Origin of the sequence: Erwinia amylovora (assembly GCF_017161565.1) — a bacterium.
Classification (GTDB): Bacteria; Pseudomonadota; Gammaproteobacteria; order Enterobacterales; family Enterobacteriaceae; genus Erwinia; species Erwinia amylovora.
In genome coordinates this window covers 667,365-682,675 of sequence record NZ_CP066796.1, presented here as the reverse complement: position 1 = coordinate 682,675, position 15,311 = coordinate 667,365, and the positions used below count along the sequence as shown (strand labels likewise).

Genomic DNA, 15,311 nt, shown 5'->3' with positions numbered 1-15,311 from the left:
CTATGCAGTTGATTTTTAACCCGTTAGATTCAAGGTAAAGAATAAAATGGCTAAACACCTTTTTACATCCGAGTCCGTATCAGAAGGACATCCCGATAAAATCGCCGATCAGATTTCTGATGCCGTGCTAGATGCTATCCTCGAGCAGGATCCCAAAGCCCGTGTGGCCTGCGAAACCTATGTGAAAACCGGCATGGTTCTGGTTGGCGGTGAAATCACCACCAGCGCATGGGTTGATATCGAAGAGATCACTCGCCAAACCGTGCGTGACATCGGCTATGTCCATTCCGATATGGGCTTTGATGCCAATTCCTGTGCGGTACTGAGCGCCATCGGTAAGCAGTCACCGGATATCAACCAGGGCGTGGACCGCACCGACCCGCTGGAACAGGGCGCGGGCGACCAGGGTCTGATGTTCGGCTACGCCACTAACGAAACTGACGTGCTGATGCCAGCGCCGGTCACTTACGCGCACCGTTTGGTGCAGCGCCAGTCTGAAGTGCGTAAAAGCGGAACTTTGCCGTGGCTGCGTCCGGATGCGAAAAGTCAAATCACCTTCCAGTATGATGAAGGCAAGATTGTGGGTATTGATGCGGTAGTGCTGTCTACTCAACACGCCGAGGACATCTCGCAAAAAGATCTGCAGGAAGCGGTGATGGAAGAGATCATCAAACCGGTACTGCCCACTGAGTGGATTAACGCCAATACCAAATACCACATCAATCCAACCGGACGTTTCGTCATTGGTGGCCCAATGGGCGACTGCGGCCTGACCGGGCGTAAAATCATCGTTGATACCTACGGCGGTATGGCTCGTCACGGCGGGGGCGCATTCTCAGGTAAAGACCCGTCGAAAGTTGACCGTTCTGCGGCCTATGCAGCGCGTTATGTGGCAAAGAATATTGTCGCTGCCGGGCTGGCCGATCGCTGTGAAATTCAGGTTTCCTACGCTATCGGCGTGGCAGAACCGACCTCCATTATGGTTGAGACTTTCGGCACTGAGAAAATCTCTACTGAAACCCTGACCCTGCTGGTGCGCGAATTCTTCGACCTGCGCCCTTACGGTTTGATCCAGATGCTGGACCTGCTGCACCCAATTTACCGCGAAACCGCCGCCTATGGTCACTTTGGTCGTGAACATTTTCCGTGGGAAAAAACCGACAAAGCGGCACAGCTGCGTGAAGCCGCCGGCCTGAAATAATTTCACTATAAGAGCTTCAGGGGCATCCGAACGCGGGTGCCCTTTTTTTATCTCTTTATTGTTAATGACATTATCTATAAACAGTTGAATTTCTGCTTGATTACCGACACAGCACGCTAGAAACTGTCGCAGAATGAGCTATTTTCAGCACTGTCTGATATTGTTCAGGCTATAAGATAATACACACTACCATTTGCTATGGCTTACAGGTTAATGCACCCGATAACGGGGGGGCATGGCATACTTTTTTAGCGAAATGCTGTTGTAACCGGTTACATTCATGTGATCTGTCGCACAGTCTTGCGTGGTTGAGTTTTCTACCATCTGACACCTGAATAATTCGTGTTGCAGCAAAGCGGCCAACGCGCCTGTTACCTGAAGCGTGACGGTTATATAACAACAATATGCAGTACTACTAAACGGAGGCGTTATGCCTGATAAGAAAAAAAGAAGCAGGACTTCAAATAAGGCCATGACCCTGTTCGTCTGTTTCCTTGCCGCACTGGCTGGCCTGCTGTTCGGGCTGGATATCGGTGTGATTGCAGGAGCACTTCCCTTTATTGCCAAGGATTTTAGCGTTACTCCTCATCAACAAGAGTGGATCGTCAGCTCAATGATGTTTGGTGCCGCCATTGGGGCCGTCGGCAGCGGCTGGCTGTCTTCTTCCCTCGGGCGTAAAAAGAGCCTGATGATCGGCGCCGTGCTGTTTGTTATCGGCTCCCTGTGGTCAGCGCTCTCAACTAACCCGGAAATGCTGATTGTCGCCCGTGTTTTGCTGGGCCTTGCTGTTGGCGTGGCGTCTTACACTGCTCCGCTGTATCTGTCTGAGATAGCGCCGGAAAAAATTCGCGGCAGCATGATTTCGCTCTATCAGTTGATGATTACCATCGGTATTCTTGGCGCTTACCTTTCCGACACGGCTTTCAGCTATACCGGCGAATGGCGCTGGATGCTGGGCATCATCACTATTCCGGCCCTGCTATTGCTGGTTGGCGTCTTCTTTCTGCCCAACAGCCCGCGCTGGCTGGCAGCAAAAGGCGATTTCCGCAGTGCTCAACGGGTTCTGGATCGCTTGCGCGATACCAGCGAACAGGCCAAACGCGAGCTGGATGAGATCCGCGAAAGTCTGAAGATTAAACAATCCGGCTGGTCGCTGTTCAAAGACAACAGTCACTTCCGTCGTGCGGTTTATCTTGGTGTGCTGTTGCAGGTCATGCAGCAATTCACCGGCATGAACGTGATCATGTATTACGCACCGAAAATTTTCGAAATCGCCGGTTTTGCTAATACCACCCAGCAAATGTGGGGCACGGTGATTGTCGGTCTGATTAACGTGCTGGCCACCTTTATTGCTATTGGTCTGGTTGACCGTTGGGGGCGTAAGCCAACGCTGATCCTCGGCTTTATGGTGATGGCGCTGGGTATGGGCGTTCTGGGCACCCTGCTCCATGTCGGCATTCATTCCGTCGGCGCGCAATACTTCGCGATTGCCATGCTGCTGATGTTTATTGTCGGATTCGCTATGAGTGCCGGGCCGCTGATTTGGGTACTTTGTTCAGAGATCCAGCCGCTGAAAGGGCGTGATTTCGGCATCACCGTTTCTACTGCCACTAACTGGATTGCGAACATGATTGTCGGGGCGACTTTCCTGACCATGCTGAACCATCTCGGCAATGCGAACACCTTCTGGGTCTACGCGGCGCTCAACCTGTTCTTTATTGTTCTGACCCTGTGGCTTATTCCAGAAACCAAAAACGTTTCGCTGGAGCACATTGAACGTAACCTGTTGAGTGGTAAGAAACTGCGCGAAATTGGTCAGCGTGACTGACCCGCTGATGCGTTGACGGAGTCATCACAACAGGCCGGCATGATACCGGCCTGTTGTTTTTTGTGCCGTCTGCTGCGCCCCCCCGCCGACGCCTTAAACGCGCTGTTACCCGGCGGACATATCATCTGTCCCCATTTTCTGGCCGCGCGATCCCGGCTATTCACCTCTTTTAAGGCAGCGGCGAACGGCTTGAATTGCCCTGTAGCACGCCGTATTCTTGCGCTTATGAAACCTGAGAGAATCCCTATTACCCTGCAGCAGGCCGTTATGCAAAGGCTGCGTGATAAACTTCAGCAGGCTAATCTGCGGCTGGAGCGCAACTATCCGCAACCCGCACTGCACTACAAACAGCGTGGTACGGCGGCGGGAACGGCCTGGCTGCAAAGTTGGGAAATTCGCCTGAATCCGGTACTGCTGTTGGAAAACCAGCAGGCGTTCATTGATGAAGTGGTGCCGCACGAGCTGGCGCACCTGCTGGTTTGGAAACATTTTGGCCGCGTTGCACCGCACGGTAAAGAGTGGAAATGGATGATGGAGAGCGTACTGGGGGTTCCCGCGCGCCGTACCCATCAGTTTGCGATAGCCTCGGTGTGCAGCCGCGCTTTCCCGTACCGCTGCCGCTGCCAGCAGCATCAGTTAAGCGTGCGCCGCCATAACCGGGTGGTAAGGGGCGAGAGCCAATATCGCTGCCTGTACTGTGGTGACCCTCTCCAGCCCGGCAACTTCCAGGAATCTTAAAAATGCTCGCTGCTGATTAAAAATAAGACGATATAAGGCTTATATTTTAAGCCGTTATTCGTTATTAACGGCACATCTGTTACTCTCCACGACCGTTTCATGGAATACAGATTTACTGGAATATGTCTCGCAAAATTTTTAGCTCAATAGCCCTTTCCCTGCTGTTCCCCCCCCTTTTTTGCCATGCTCTCAGTCAGGGCAACTACCAGCAGAATAACTTCAGCCAGGCAAAGGCCTGGGCGGCGCAAATTCACCACGATGCACCCGGCACGTTTTATTGCGGCTGCAAAATTGACTGGCAGGGTAAAAAAGGCGTGCCCGATCTCACCTCCTGCGGTTATCAGGTACGCAAAAATAGCGAACGCGCCAGCCGCATCGAATGGGAGCATGTTGTCCCGGCGTGGAGCTTTGGCCACCAGCGCCAGTGCTGGCAAGACGGCGGGCGAAAAAACTGCGTCAAAGACCCCGTCTATCGTCGAATGGAAAGCGACCTGCATAACCTGCAACCGGCTATCGGAGAGGTGAACGGCGATCGCGGTAACTTCATGTACGGTCAGTGGAGCGGCGGCGAGCAGCAGTATGGCCAGTGCGCCATGAAAGTCGATTTCAAAAATAAACTGGCCGAACCGCCAGCGCGCGCGCGCGGCGCCATCGCCCGTACATGGTTCTATATGCGTGACCAGTATCAACTGAGTATGTCAAAACAGCAGACGCAGTTAATGACCGCCTGGAGCAAGCTCTATCCGGTCACGCCGTGGGAATGCGAGCGCGATCGGCGCATTGCCCGCGTTCAGGGCAATCATAACCCTTATGTACAGCAGGCTTGCCAGCGGTAAAATCGCTGGCCTAAACTGCACAACATTATTGTGTTAACTTTTACAGGATTTCCATGCGTATACCTCGCATTTATCAGCCCCGGCCGTTACAGATCGGCAACGAAATAGCCCTGAGTGAAGAGGCGGCTAACCACGTTGGCCGCGTACTGCGCATGAGTGCAGGCCAGATGCTGGAATTGTTCGATGGCACCAGTCTGGTTTTTGCGGCGGAAATTATTCAGGCTGATAAAAAAAATGTTTGTGTCAGAATCAACGCCAGTCGCGAGGACAGCCGCGAATCGCCGCTTCATCTGCACCTGGGCCAGGTCATGTCGCGCGGCGAAAAAATGGAATTTACTGTTCAAAAAGCCGTCGAACTGGGAGTAAATGTGATTACCCCCTTGTTTTCTGAGCGCTGTGGCGTGAAGCTGGATGCAGAACGGTTGGCGAAAAAAATGCAGCAGTGGCAAAAGATCGCCATTGCCGCCTGTGAACAGTGTGGACGCAACTGCATTCCCGAGGTGCGTAACGCGATGGCGCTGGATGCCTGGTGCGCCGAACCGGAGCCGGGGCTAAAGCTCAACCTGCATCCGCGTGCCAAACACAGCATTAACACCCTGCCGCTTCCGATTGAACGTGTTCGTCTGCTGATTGGCCCGGAGGGTGGGCTATCTGCCGATGAGATTGCCATGACGGCGCAACATGGGTTTACTGATATTTTGCTAGGCCCACGCGTGCTGCGCACCGAAACAACCGCATTGACGGCAATCACTGCACTGCAGGTGCGGTTTGGCGATTTGGGCTGAAAACAGCACATTTAGCATCAGTCATAGCGTTGCAGCCGCGCCAGCTCGCTCGGCGTACCTGATATGTTTCACTTTATTCTCTGATCGGATCATCGGATGAGTGCTAAGGTAATGAATAACTTATCTGAACACTGCGTGAATTTAGAATGTCTTAACAATTTACCCTTGATAGTTCGGGTGGCAGACAGGCGGCAAACCCATGGATCCCGGCCACTTCCTTAGAGATCTCATCGGGTGAATGACAAATCTGTCGTGAGCAGATTTAAACGCCGCTGATGACGTCCGCGTCAGTGGCGAGGATCGGGTCATGCAGCCATAGCCCCTGCAACTTGAATTATGACGGGTTTAGCTCAAAGCGGAGAGAAGAATGATTAAGCTTGGCATAGTGATGGACCCGATAACTTCCATCAATATCAAAAAAGATTCCAGCTTTGCGATGTTGCTGGAAGCACAAAAACGCGGTTATGAAATTCACTATATGGAGATGAACGATCTCTATCTGCGCGCTGGTGAAGGGCGGGCGCGTACCCGCCTGCTAAGCGTTGAGCAAAACGTTAATCAATGGTTTGCGTTCGGTGATGAGCAGGATATTGCACTGTCCGACCTGAACGTGGTGCTGATGCGAAAAGATCCCCCATTTGATACCGAGTTTATCTACGCCACCTATATTCTTGAGCGTGCAGAGGAAAAAGGCACGTTGATAGTTAACAAGCCGCAGAGCCTGCGCGATTGTAACGAGAAGCTGTTCACCGCATGGTTTGCCGATTTGACCCCGGATACGCTGGTTACCCGCAATGCCAGCCAGATCCGTAAATTCTGGCAGCAGCATAATGACATCATACTTAAACCGCTGGACGGCATGGGCGGCGCGTCGATTTTCCGCATCAGGCAGGAAGACCCGAATCTGTCGGTCATCGTTGAAACCCTGACCGGACATGGCAGCTTCTACTGCATGGCACAAAACTATCTGCCGGCGATTAAAGACGGCGACAAACGCGTGCTGGTGGTAGACGGTGAGCCGGTGCCGTATTGTCTGGCGCGCATCCCAAAATCAGGTGAAACGCGCGGCAACCTCGCTGCCGGCGGCCGTGGTGAAGCGCGACCTTTGACTGATAGTGACTGGGAAATTGCCCGTCGCGTCGCCCCGGTCCTGAAGCAGAAAGGTCTGATTTTTGTCGGCCTGGATATCATTGGCGATAAGCTGACAGAAATTAATGTGACCAGCCCAACCTGCATCCGTGAGATTGAAGCCGCGTTTCCGATCTCTGTTACCGCGATGCTAATGGATGCGATTGAGAAACGCCTCGCCTGATTGTTACTGCGGGGGCCAATTGCCCCACGGCTAACCCTTAACGCCCGCCGGTTTAGCGTGGGCGTTAACCAGACTACAGAACATTAAGTATGAATTTACAGCATCATTTTTTGATTGCCATGCCAACGCTGCAGGACCCGCTGTTCAAGCGTTCGGTGGTGTATATTTGTGAGCACAGCGCTGACGGTGCAATGGGGTTGATCGTCAACAAACCCATGGAAAACCTGACGGTTGAAGGCATTCTGAAAAAACTCAAGATTTCGCCCGATGCGCGCGATCCAGCACTAAGACTGGACAAGCCGGTATTTGCAGGTGGCCCGCTGGCAGAGGATCGCGGTTTTATTCTGCATTCGGCTCAGACGTTGTTTACTTCCAGCATTCGCGTGTCAGACAACACGGTGATCACCACTTCACGCGACGTGCTGGAAACCCTCGGTACCCCCGAACAGCCCGATAATGTGCTGGTTGCGCTGGGCTATTGCGCCTGGGAAAAAGGCCAGCTGGAACAGGAACTGCTTGAAAATGCCTGGTTAACCACCGCGGCGGACAGCAATATTCTGTTTCATACGCCAATAGCTGAACGCTGGCGCGAGGCAGCAAAAAGTATCGGCGTTGATATTCATAACATTGCCAGTGAAGCCGGGCATGCATGATGCGTAATCAAACCTGCCTGGCCTTTGATTTCGGCACTAAAAGCATCGGCGTTGCTATCGGCCAACAGTTGACCGGCACAGCCCGTCCACTTATCGCGCTGAAAGCACAGGACGGCATTCCGGACTGGAACAGGCTCGAAGCCCTGCTGAAAGAGTGGCAGCCAGATCGGGTTGTTGTCGGACTTCCCCTCAATATGGATGGTAGCGAGCAGCCGCTGACGGTACGGGCGCGTAAATTTGCCAACCGCCTGCACGGGCGCTTCGGCGTACAGGTTGACCTGCACGATGAACGCTTAAGCACCGTAGAAGCACGGGCAGAGCTGTTTGAACGCGGCGGTTTTCGTGCGCTTAGCAAAGGCAACGTCGACTCGCTTTCCGCGGTAATCATATTGGAAAGCTGGTTTGAGAATCACTATGAGTAAGGATGGCTGGGCGGCGGCGAGCAGCCTGGGTTGAAGTACAAAAATATTTTCTCCTGAGCGCAACTTTTGCTACGGCATCAGCGAAACTAAGGTTAAGTTTATCAGGCGCTAATGCCTGGCCCACACTGGAGAAATCGTCATGCATATGAAAAGCACCCTGGGCGCGCTGGCTGCCGCAGCCATTCTTAGCCTTACTCTGCCCGTCACATCTGCGCTTGCCGCCCTGCAGGTGGGTGACAAAGCCCCTGATTTTCAGTTGAAGTCTGCACTGGCAGGCAAACCAACAACGTTCGCGCTAAAGCAGGCATTACAGAAAGGGCCAGTGGTACTCTACTTCTTCCCGGCAGCATTCAGTGCAGGCTGCACGCTGGAAGCGCACGCTTTCGCCGAAGCGACCGATGAGTTCAAAAAGCAGGGGGCGACCGTTATCGGCGTGACCGCTGGCAATGTAGACCAAATCGCCAAATTTTCCCAGCTGGAGTGCCGTGACAAATTTACGGTAGCCGCCGATCCGGGCGCTAAAGTGGCCGGAGAATATCACAGCACGATGCAGTTCAATGGTAAAACGCTGTCTGACCGTACCTCGTACGTGATTGCGCCTGACGGTAAAATCCTGCTCGGCTATAGCGATAAAAATCCTGAAGCGCATATTCAAAAAGCGATGGATGCAGTCAAAAAATACCGTCAGGCCAACCCGGCTTAACTTCCCTGCCTGAGTAGGTTTAATATGCTGACTGCCATCGCTGCCGCCCTGCTGGGCGGCATCATTCTCAATCTGATGCCGTGCGTATTCCCGGTTATTTCGCTTAAGGCGCTGAGCCTGATCCGCCACCATGGTAAGCCCGCTCAGGTCAGATCTGAAGGGCTGGCCTTTTTGTCTGGCGTGGTGCTGACCATGCTTGCGCTGGCAGGCGCACTGCTGCTGGCCCGTTCCGGCGGTTCGGCAGTTGGCTGGGGGTTTCAGTTACAGTCACCGCTGGTGATTGCCCTTCTGGCGCTGGTAATGCTGGCGTCAGCGCTCAACCTCTTCGGGCTGTTTGAGGTCGGCCTTTCGGTACAGCGCGTAGGTGAAATGGGGGGGACACGCGGCGGTCTGACGGGTTCTGCCCTGACCGGGGCTTTAGCCATTATCGTCGCCACCCCCTGCAGTGCGCCGTTTATGGCCAGCGCCATCGGCTATGCGCTGACTCAGCCGCCGTTATTCAGCCTGGTTATCTTTATTGCGCTGGCGTTTGGCTTCGCCGCGCCGTTTACACTTATCTCCTTTTTCCCGCTGCTGGCGCGCGTCTTACCCGCGCCAGGCGGCTGGATGTTAACGCTGAAACAGGGTCTTGCGTTTCCCATGCTGGCGACGGTGGCCTGGCTTATATGGGTGCTGGAGCGCCAGGCTGGCTCCCTGGCACTGGCGGCGATTTTGGTTTGCTGCATAGTGCTAAGTTTTGCCGCCTGGCTGTACGGCAAGGCACAGCAACGCCTTATGATGGGAAAACGCCACTGGCCAATGCATATTGCCAGCGCAGTGTTCATTTTGCTGATTGTGCCGCCGCTGGCTAATATTGACGCGTTTTCACGTCCGTCTAACCTTACTGATACCGCCGAAGCCGCAGCCACGGTCGTCTGGTCGCCACAAAAAGTAGACGCGGTAAAAGGCCAGGGTCAGCCTGTTCTGGTCAATTTTACCGCATCATGGTGCATCACCTGTCAGGTCAACGAGCGTTCCTCGCTGTCGACTCCGGCGGTAAAGGCGGCAATGGCGCGCACGGGCACCATTTATATGGTCGCCGACTCAACAAAATATAACCCCGATGTCGAACAGGCGCTCAGTGATTTTGGCCGCGGCGGACTGCCGCTGTACGTTGTTTATCCGGCCGATGGGAGTAAACCGGTGGTGCTGCCACAGGTGCTGACGCCACGGATTGTTGTCTCCGCGCTCGCTCGCGCCGCTGCCAGCGGAAAGAAAGCGTGAGCCGGTGGGCCGGGCACCATCGCCATGTGCCACAGCCTTAACTTATGCACCCGCTGCCGCCTCAGACTTTACAGGGCTGGCAATGGCAGAGGCTGAAAACCAGCTGCAGGCGTGGCCAACGCTGATGGCCCGCGCACAGGCTGGCGACAGAAAAGCCTACAACAGCCTGCTGAAAGCGATGGTTCCCGCCATCCGGGCCATTGTGCGTAAGAAAATTCGCAATGAGGCGCTGGTTGAAGACGTGGTTCAGGAGACATTGCTGGCGATCCACCGCGTGCGCCATACCTACGATCCACAGCGCCCCATACTGCCATGGGTGGCGGCCATCTCTTCGGCGCGGGCGATTGATGCACTGCGCCAGACTGGTCGCCGTCAGGAGGTTCAGGACGATGATGCGCTGCTCAATCAGCTCGCTGATGCTGACGATTTTGAGTCGGCGGAGAGGGAAAAAAGTGAAGCGTTAAGCGGATGTCTGGATAGCCTGCCGCTGCGTCAGCGCGAGATGGTGGAAATGGTGCATCTGCGCCAACAAAGTCTGGTGCAGGCGGCGGCACAATGTAATCTGTCCGTCTCTGCGGTTAAAGCGTTGTTGCATCGCGCAATGCGAAATCTTCGTCAGTACGGCAAGGGTAACCATGAGAAATCATGATCGGCTGATCGACCAGCTTAGCAACAGGGCAAGCCCGGTAAAACGCACCTGGGCAACGGGCTGGCGCGTTGCCGCCTGGATTATGGCAGTGCTACCTTGCGGCATGCTAAGCAGCTGGACATTTCACAGCAAATTTACCGACTGGTCGCAGCAGGAAACTCTGCCCGCGTTACTCTCGCTGCTGTTTTCATTTATCATCGGCGCCAGCGCCATTGCCGGAGCGTTTAATCTTAGCATCGCCGGTCGCCGGTCGCTTAATCCCAGGAGAGTTGCCCTGCTTGCCTTGCTCTGGCTGGCGGCCAATCTGCTGAACGCTTCTTCAACCAACGATTCGGCAGCGGCGGGAAGGTTCGGCGAGGGGATACACTGCTATCTGTTTATGCTAAGTGCCAGCCTGCCAATGATGGTGATTTCTATTGTGTTCCTTTATCGTACCCGTTCGCTCTGCCCCGTCCAAAGCCTGGCGCTGGCTGGCTGCGGCGCAGCATTTATGTCATCCGTGCTGCTGTCTTTATGTCACGGAGTTCACCTGTATCGGTTCGATTTCGCCATGCACCTTGCGGCAGGCATCACCATTATTGCCCTCACCGTGCTGACCGGGCGCAAATGGATTCGCCTGGGTTAGTAGCGCGGCTGGCCATGCCGACGGCGAGGCAGTCACCATCCCCCTCTTTTGCCGTCCGGCCAGGCTTTGTTCAAAGGTCTGCATTCCCTGCTGGCTGCCGGTCTGCATCAGGCCGGGCAACTGGTAAGTTTTCCCTTCGCGGATTAAATTGGCCACCGCCGGGCCGTTCACCAGCACTTCAAACAGCGCTACTCTGCCCTGAACGCCTGCCACCAGACGCTGGGCAATCACCGCCTTTAAACTCCCTGCCAGCTGGCTGCGCACCACATTTTTTTCATCGCCCGGAAAAACATCCACCAGCCGGTCCACCGCCTGCGGGGCACCACGGGTATGCAGCGTTGCCAGTACCAGATGCCCGGTCTCGGCGGCCGTCAACGCCAGCCGGATGGTTTCCGCATCGCGCAGCTCCCCCAGCAGGATCACATCGGGATCTTCGCGCAACGCCGCACGCAATCCGGCGTCAAAGCGGGTAAAATGCTGGCCTTTCTCACGCTGCTGGATCAGCGACTGCGCGCTGTGATGAAGAAATTCAACCGGATCTTCCAGCGTCAGAATATGCCGCCGCTGCCGATGGTTGATCTCGTCGATCAGCGCGGCCAGCGTGGTTGACTTGCCACTGCCGGTCGCACCGGTAATCAGAATTAGCCCTTCTTCCACCTGTAACAGAGATTGGGTGACCTGCGGTAGATGCAGTGATGCAAGCGGCGGGCACTGGCTGGCAATCAGGCGCAGCGCCAGCGACAACCCGTGACGCTGGCGAAAAAGATTGGCGCGCAGACGCACGCCATCGCCCAGTGTCAGGGCAAGATCCACCTGACCGTTCAGCGTCAGTTCCTGATGTTGAGCAGAGCTAAGCCAGCGTGCAGCAACGTTTTCCAGCCATTTATTCTGCACTACGGGCTGGTCAGCGATCACCTCAAGGCGACCGTCACAACGCCAGAATGGCGAATGTCCACTGCAGAGGTGCAGATCCCCCGCATTTTGCTTTACACTAAGGGCCACTATGTCCTCGATATCCATATTTTTTCCCTGACTATGACTTCGATTAAGCACAACTTACAGCAAGTACGGCAGCGGATCTCAACAGCAGCAGCTAAGTGCGGCCGCGATCCACAAGAGATTACGCTGCTTGCAGTGAGCAAAACCAAACCTGCGAGCGCGGTCGAAGAAGCGGTCGCCGCCGGACAATGCTGCTTCGGTGAAAACTACGTGCAGGAAGGGGTAGATAAAATCCAGCTGCTGGCGAACCCTGCCCTTGCCTGGCACTTTATCGGGCCGCTGCAATCTAATAAGAGTCGTCTGGTGGCGGAAAACTTTGACTGGTGTCATACCGTCGACCGCCTGCGCATTGCCAGCCGTCTTAGCCAGCAACGACCAGATAATCTGGCTCCGCTCAATATTCTGATTCAGATAAATATCAGTGCAGAGCCGAGCAAATCAGGCATTATGCTGGCAGAGCTGCCAGCGCTGGCGCAGCAGATAGCTGCGCTGCCGCGTCTCAAGCTGCGCGGGTTGATGGCAATCCCGGCACCGCAAGACAGCTATGATAGTCAGCTGGCGGTGTGTCAGCAGATGACGACGGCATTTAAACAGCTGCAACAGGATTATCCCGGTGTGGACACTCTCTCACTGGGAATGAGCGACGACATGGACGCCGCAATTGCGGCAGGCAGTACCATGGTGCGTATTGGCACCGCAATTTTCGGCGCGCGCGACTACGTTAGCGCCACTGCTACACACAACAACTGAGGAACCTCATGCTAGCGTTGATCTTTCTGGTAACAACGGTGATGGCGATTTATATCAAGGTGCTGTTACTGCGCATCTGGATGCAGTGGGCACGCTGCGACTTCTATAACCCGTTTTCGCAGTTCGTGGTGAAAATCACCCAGCCCATCGTCAAACCGTTGCGGCGTATCATCCCCTCCATTGGGCCGCTTGATACTGCTTCTCTGCTGATCGCTTTTATCGTCAGCGTGCTTTCAGTCCCGGTCATGCTGCGTCTGTTCATCCCGGACCCGATTTTCCTCTATCTGGGCCTGGTGCTGCTGGTTAAGGCGGCTGGCGTACTGGTATTCTGGGTCATCATCGTCCGCTCGTTGATGAGCTGGATAAGCCAGGGACGTAACCCGGTTGATTATGTGCTGTTACAGCTGACAGAACCGTTAATGGCACCAATCCGCCGTTTTATCCCGGCGATGGGCGGCATCGACTTCTCGGCGATGGCGGTGATCCTCGTCCTGTATATGCTCAATTTCCTGGGGCTGGAATATATTCCAGGCTGGGCGCAATTCTAAAACCCCCCTTATCCCTGTCACTGCAGCGCCCCGGTCACTGACTTTTACCAGCCAGCGGGGCTGATTTATTTTCCGCCCTGCTGCAGCTGCAATGATGTTGGCGGTCGATCACATGAAAAACATTCTGGATTTACTATGCAAAAAGTTGTACTCGCCACCGGCAACCCCGGTAAGGTGCATGAGCTGGCCGAACTGCTGGCGGCCTCAGGTCTTGATATCGTGGCGCAGACGGATCTGGGCGTGGAGTCAGCCGAAGAGACCGGGTTGACCTTTATTGAGAACGCCATCCTGAAAGCGCGCCACGCCTCGGCGATGACCGGGCTACCGGCGATTGCCGATGATTCTGGCCTGGCGGTAGATATACTCGGCGGCGCACCGGGTATTTATTCGGCCCGCTATGCGGGTGAAAATGCCTCTGACCAGCAGAATCTGGACAAACTTCTGGCAGCACTGGATGCCGTAGCAGACGGCGAGCGTCAGGCGCATTTCCACTGCGTGCTGGTCTATCTGCGCCATGCCGCTGACCCAACGCCGCTGGTGTTCCACGGCAGCTGGACGGGTGAGATTGCTCGCACCCCTTCTGGCGTTGGCGGTTTCGGCTATGATCCGATCTTCTTTGTCCCGGAGCTGGGTAAAACGGCGGCCGAACTGAGCAAGAGTGAGAAGCTGGCCGTGTCCCATCGCGGGAAAGCGCTGAACCTGCTGCTGAGCGCGATGAGACATGGTTAATCTGCCCGCATTAAGCCTGTATATCCATATCCCCTGGTGTGTACAAAAATGCCCGTATTGTGATTTCAATTCGCACGCTTTGAAAGGCGAGGTGCCTCACAAAGAGTACGTGCAGCACCTGCTGAACGACCTGGATATTGACCTGCCCCTGACTTCAGGCCGCGAGGTTAGCACCCTCTTTATCGGTGGGGGTACTCCCAGCCTGCTAAGCAGTGAGGCGATGCAGATGCTGCTGGATGGCGTGCGGGCACGGTTACCGCTGGCGCCGGACGCCGAAATCACAATGGAAGCCAACCCCGGCGCGGTCGAGGCCGATCGCTTTAGCGGCTACCAGCGCGCCGGCATTAACCGCATCTCCATTGGTGTACAGAGCTTTAGCCCGGCCAAACTGCAACGCCTCGGGCGTATTCACGGCCCGGACGAAGCCAGGCGTGCGGCGGAGCTTGCCGCCGGCCTTGGTCTGCGCAGTTTTAACCTTGACCTGATGCATGGCCTGCCGGATCAGTCGCTGGAAGAAGCGCTGGACGATTTACGTCAGGCGATTGCCCTTAACCCGCCGCATCTGTCGTGGTATCAGCTGACCATCGAGCCGAATACGCTGTTTGCATCAAGGCCGCCGCGACTGCCGGATGAAGATGACCTGTGGGATATTTTCGAGCAGGGCCATCAGTTGCTGTGCGCCGCCGGTTATCAACAGTACGAGACGTCCGCCTATGCCAAACCCGGATATCGCTGCGAGCACAACCTGAATTACTGGCGTTTCGGTGATTACCTCGGTATTGGCTGCGGCGCGCACGGTAAGTTGACCCAGCCAGACGGGGCGATAATCCGCACCAGCAAAACCCGTCATCCGCGTGGTTTTATGGCCGGTAACTATCTGGATAAGCGTTATGAGGTGGCCGATGCCGGGAAGCCGTTCGAGTTCTTTATGAACCGCTTTCGCCTGCTGGAAGCCGCGCCGCGCGCCGAATATACGCGTTATACCGGGCTGCCAGAACACAGCGTGCGCGCGCAGATCGACACGGCGCTGGCCAAAGGCTATCTGACGGAAACCGTTGAACACTGGCAGGTGACAGAGAAAGGCAAACTGTTCCTGAACTCGCTGCTGGAGCTGTTCCTGACAGAATAGAGGGGGAACCTGCCCGGCAAGACTGACTAAAATCCTTGCCGGAGGGTAAACAACCTTAGCCACATGGCGTCACTTTAAACATGCTCCAGGCAATGACGGCAACCAGGGCATTACGTGGCTGCGTGCACGCTCAGATCTCCT

Annotated in this window: 17 protein-coding genes; 16 read left to right on the top strand and 1 reads right to left on the bottom strand. The window is 55.2% G+C overall.

What is annotated here, in order from left to right:
* Nucleotides 1-46 precede the first annotated feature (46 nt).
* The 12 genes from metK to JGC47_RS03055 all read left to right on the top strand — a co-directional run bounded on the left by metK (nucleotide 47) and on the right by JGC47_RS03055 (nucleotide 11,015).
* Nucleotides 47-1,201 carry a methionine adenosyltransferase gene (metK, locus tag JGC47_RS03110; RefSeq protein WP_004155472.1) on the top strand — a complete coding sequence of 385 codons (1,155 nt, stop codon included), beginning with the start codon at nucleotides 47-49 and terminating at the stop codon, nucleotides 1,199-1,201.
* 430 nt (nucleotides 1,202-1,631) lie between these two features.
* Nucleotides 1,632-3,029: a sugar porter family MFS transporter gene (locus tag JGC47_RS03105; protein ID WP_004155470.1), complete on the top strand. Its 1,398-nt coding sequence runs from the start codon at nucleotides 1,632-1,634 to the stop codon at nucleotides 3,027-3,029.
* Between the two features lie 225 nt (nucleotides 3,030-3,254).
* The gene (locus tag JGC47_RS03100) at nucleotides 3,255-3,767 is read left to right on the top strand and encodes a SprT family zinc-dependent metalloprotease (RefSeq protein WP_013036226.1); all 513 of its coding nucleotides are present in this window, start codon (nucleotides 3,255-3,257) and stop codon (nucleotides 3,765-3,767) included.
* Between the two features lie 122 nt (nucleotides 3,768-3,889).
* Nucleotides 3,890-4,603 carry a deoxyribonuclease I gene (gene endA, locus JGC47_RS03095; protein WP_004155466.1) on the top strand — a complete coding sequence of 238 codons (714 nt, stop codon included), beginning with the start codon at nucleotides 3,890-3,892 and terminating at the stop codon, nucleotides 4,601-4,603.
* Nucleotides 4,604-4,656: 53 nt separating this feature from the next.
* Nucleotides 4,657-5,388, top strand: coding sequence for a 16S rRNA (uracil(1498)-N(3))-methyltransferase (rsmE, locus tag JGC47_RS03090; RefSeq protein ID WP_004155465.1), 732 nt, complete (start codon nucleotides 4,657-4,659; stop codon nucleotides 5,386-5,388).
* Between the two features lie 367 nt (nucleotides 5,389-5,755).
* Entirely contained in the window at nucleotides 5,756-6,700 is a 945-nt protein-coding gene (gene gshB / locus JGC47_RS03085; RefSeq protein WP_004155464.1) for a glutathione synthase, read from the top strand.
* Nucleotides 6,701-6,789: 89 nt separating this feature from the next.
* On the top strand, nucleotides 6,790-7,353 hold the full coding sequence (locus JGC47_RS03080; RefSeq protein ID WP_004155463.1) for a YqgE/AlgH family protein: 564 nt from the start codon (nucleotides 6,790-6,792) through the stop codon (nucleotides 7,351-7,353).
* Entirely contained in the window at nucleotides 7,350-7,775 is a 426-nt protein-coding gene (ruvX, locus tag JGC47_RS03075) for a Holliday junction resolvase RuvX (protein ID WP_004155461.1), read from the top strand. The genes JGC47_RS03080 and ruvX overlap by 4 nt, the downstream gene beginning before the upstream one ends.
* Before the next feature lie 139 nt (nucleotides 7,776-7,914).
* Nucleotides 7,915-8,478 (top strand): peroxiredoxin, encoded by a 564-nt coding sequence (locus tag JGC47_RS03070; RefSeq protein ID WP_004155460.1) that lies wholly within the window; start codon nucleotides 7,915-7,917, stop codon nucleotides 8,476-8,478.
* Nucleotides 8,479-8,502: 24 nt separating this feature from the next.
* Nucleotides 8,503-9,741 (top strand): protein-disulfide reductase DsbD family protein, encoded by a 1,239-nt coding sequence (locus JGC47_RS03065; RefSeq protein ID WP_004155459.1) that lies wholly within the window; start codon nucleotides 8,503-8,505, stop codon nucleotides 9,739-9,741.
* Nucleotides 9,742-9,823: 82 nt separating this feature from the next.
* Entirely contained in the window at nucleotides 9,824-10,390 is a 567-nt protein-coding gene (locus JGC47_RS03060; protein WP_004155458.1) for a sigma-70 family RNA polymerase sigma factor, read from the top strand.
* Nucleotides 10,377-11,015, top strand: a complete 639-nt coding sequence (locus tag JGC47_RS03055) for an NrsF family protein (protein WP_024015164.1) — start codon at nucleotides 10,377-10,379, stop codon at nucleotides 11,013-11,015. Before JGC47_RS03060 ends, JGC47_RS03055 begins: the two co-directional genes overlap by 14 nt.
* Here the strand turns inward: JGC47_RS03055 and JGC47_RS03050 are convergent.
* Nucleotides 10,902-12,035, bottom strand: a complete 1,134-nt coding sequence (locus JGC47_RS03050) for a type IV pilus twitching motility protein PilT (protein ID WP_004155457.1) — start codon at nucleotides 12,033-12,035, stop codon at nucleotides 10,902-10,904. The two genes, JGC47_RS03055 and JGC47_RS03050, sit on opposite strands and share 114 nt — an antisense overlap.
* A gap of 15 nt (nucleotides 12,036-12,050) precedes the next feature.
* Between JGC47_RS03050 and JGC47_RS03045 the strand changes: the two genes are divergently transcribed.
* The 4 genes from JGC47_RS03045 (at nucleotide 12,051) to hemW (ending at nucleotide 15,170) form a co-directional block, all read left to right on the top strand.
* Nucleotides 12,051-12,764 carry a YggS family pyridoxal phosphate-dependent enzyme gene (locus tag JGC47_RS03045; protein ID WP_004155456.1) on the top strand — a complete coding sequence of 238 codons (714 nt, stop codon included), beginning with the start codon at nucleotides 12,051-12,053 and terminating at the stop codon, nucleotides 12,762-12,764.
* 8 nt (nucleotides 12,765-12,772) lie between these two features.
* On the top strand, nucleotides 12,773-13,312 hold the full coding sequence (locus JGC47_RS03040) for a YggT family protein (protein ID WP_004155455.1): 540 nt from the start codon (nucleotides 12,773-12,775) through the stop codon (nucleotides 13,310-13,312).
* Nucleotides 13,313-13,447: 135 nt separating this feature from the next.
* On the top strand, nucleotides 13,448-14,041 hold the full coding sequence (gene rdgB, locus JGC47_RS03035; protein ID WP_004155454.1) for an RdgB/HAM1 family non-canonical purine NTP pyrophosphatase: 594 nt from the start codon (nucleotides 13,448-13,450) through the stop codon (nucleotides 14,039-14,041).
* On the top strand, nucleotides 14,034-15,170 hold the full coding sequence (gene hemW / locus JGC47_RS03030) for a radical SAM family heme chaperone HemW (RefSeq protein WP_004155451.1): 1,137 nt from the start codon (nucleotides 14,034-14,036) through the stop codon (nucleotides 15,168-15,170). Before rdgB ends, hemW begins: the two co-directional genes overlap by 8 nt.
* Nucleotides 15,171-15,311 lie beyond the last annotated feature (141 nt).

What these genes read in the sequence shown, in the direction of transcription:
- JGC47_RS03100 (WP_013036226.1), top strand. Translation starts at nt 3,255, where the DNA reads ATGAAACCTGAGAGAATCCCTATTACCCTGCAGCAGGCCGTTATGCAA.
- rdgB (WP_004155454.1), top strand. Translation starts at nt 13,448, where the DNA reads ATGCAAAAAGTTGTACTCGCCACCGGCAACCCCGGTAAGGTGCATGAG.
- JGC47_RS03080 (WP_004155463.1), top strand. Translation starts at nt 6,790, where the DNA reads ATGAATTTACAGCATCATTTTTTGATTGCCATGCCAACGCTGCAGGAC.
- JGC47_RS03060 (WP_004155458.1), top strand. Translation starts at nt 9,824, where the DNA reads ATGGCAGAGGCTGAAAACCAGCTGCAGGCGTGGCCAACGCTGATGGCC.
- JGC47_RS03105 (WP_004155470.1), top strand. Translation starts at nt 1,632, where the DNA reads ATGCCTGATAAGAAAAAAAGAAGCAGGACTTCAAATAAGGCCATGACC.
- ruvX (WP_004155461.1), top strand. Translation starts at nt 7,350, where the DNA reads ATGATGCGTAATCAAACCTGCCTGGCCTTTGATTTCGGCACTAAAAGC.
- JGC47_RS03070 (WP_004155460.1), top strand. Translation starts at nt 7,915, where the DNA reads ATGCATATGAAAAGCACCCTGGGCGCGCTGGCTGCCGCAGCCATTCTT.
- JGC47_RS03050 (WP_004155457.1), bottom strand. Translation starts at nt 12,035, where the DNA reads ATGGATATCGAGGACATAGTGGCCCTTAGTGTAAAGCAAAATGCGGGG.
- endA (WP_004155466.1), top strand. Translation starts at nt 3,890, where the DNA reads ATGTCTCGCAAAATTTTTAGCTCAATAGCCCTTTCCCTGCTGTTCCCC.
- metK (WP_004155472.1), top strand. Translation starts at nt 47, where the DNA reads ATGGCTAAACACCTTTTTACATCCGAGTCCGTATCAGAAGGACATCCC.
- JGC47_RS03040 (WP_004155455.1), top strand. Translation starts at nt 12,773, where the DNA reads ATGCTAGCGTTGATCTTTCTGGTAACAACGGTGATGGCGATTTATATC.
- JGC47_RS03065 (WP_004155459.1), top strand. Translation starts at nt 8,503, where the DNA reads ATGCTGACTGCCATCGCTGCCGCCCTGCTGGGCGGCATCATTCTCAAT.
- gshB (WP_004155464.1), top strand. Translation starts at nt 5,756, where the DNA reads ATGATTAAGCTTGGCATAGTGATGGACCCGATAACTTCCATCAATATC.
- rsmE (WP_004155465.1), top strand. Translation starts at nt 4,657, where the DNA reads ATGCGTATACCTCGCATTTATCAGCCCCGGCCGTTACAGATCGGCAAC.
- JGC47_RS03045 (WP_004155456.1), top strand. Translation starts at nt 12,051, where the DNA reads ATGACTTCGATTAAGCACAACTTACAGCAAGTACGGCAGCGGATCTCA.
- hemW (WP_004155451.1), top strand. Translation starts at nt 14,034, where the DNA reads ATGGTTAATCTGCCCGCATTAAGCCTGTATATCCATATCCCCTGGTGT.
- JGC47_RS03055 (WP_024015164.1), top strand. Translation starts at nt 10,377, where the DNA reads ATGAGAAATCATGATCGGCTGATCGACCAGCTTAGCAACAGGGCAAGC.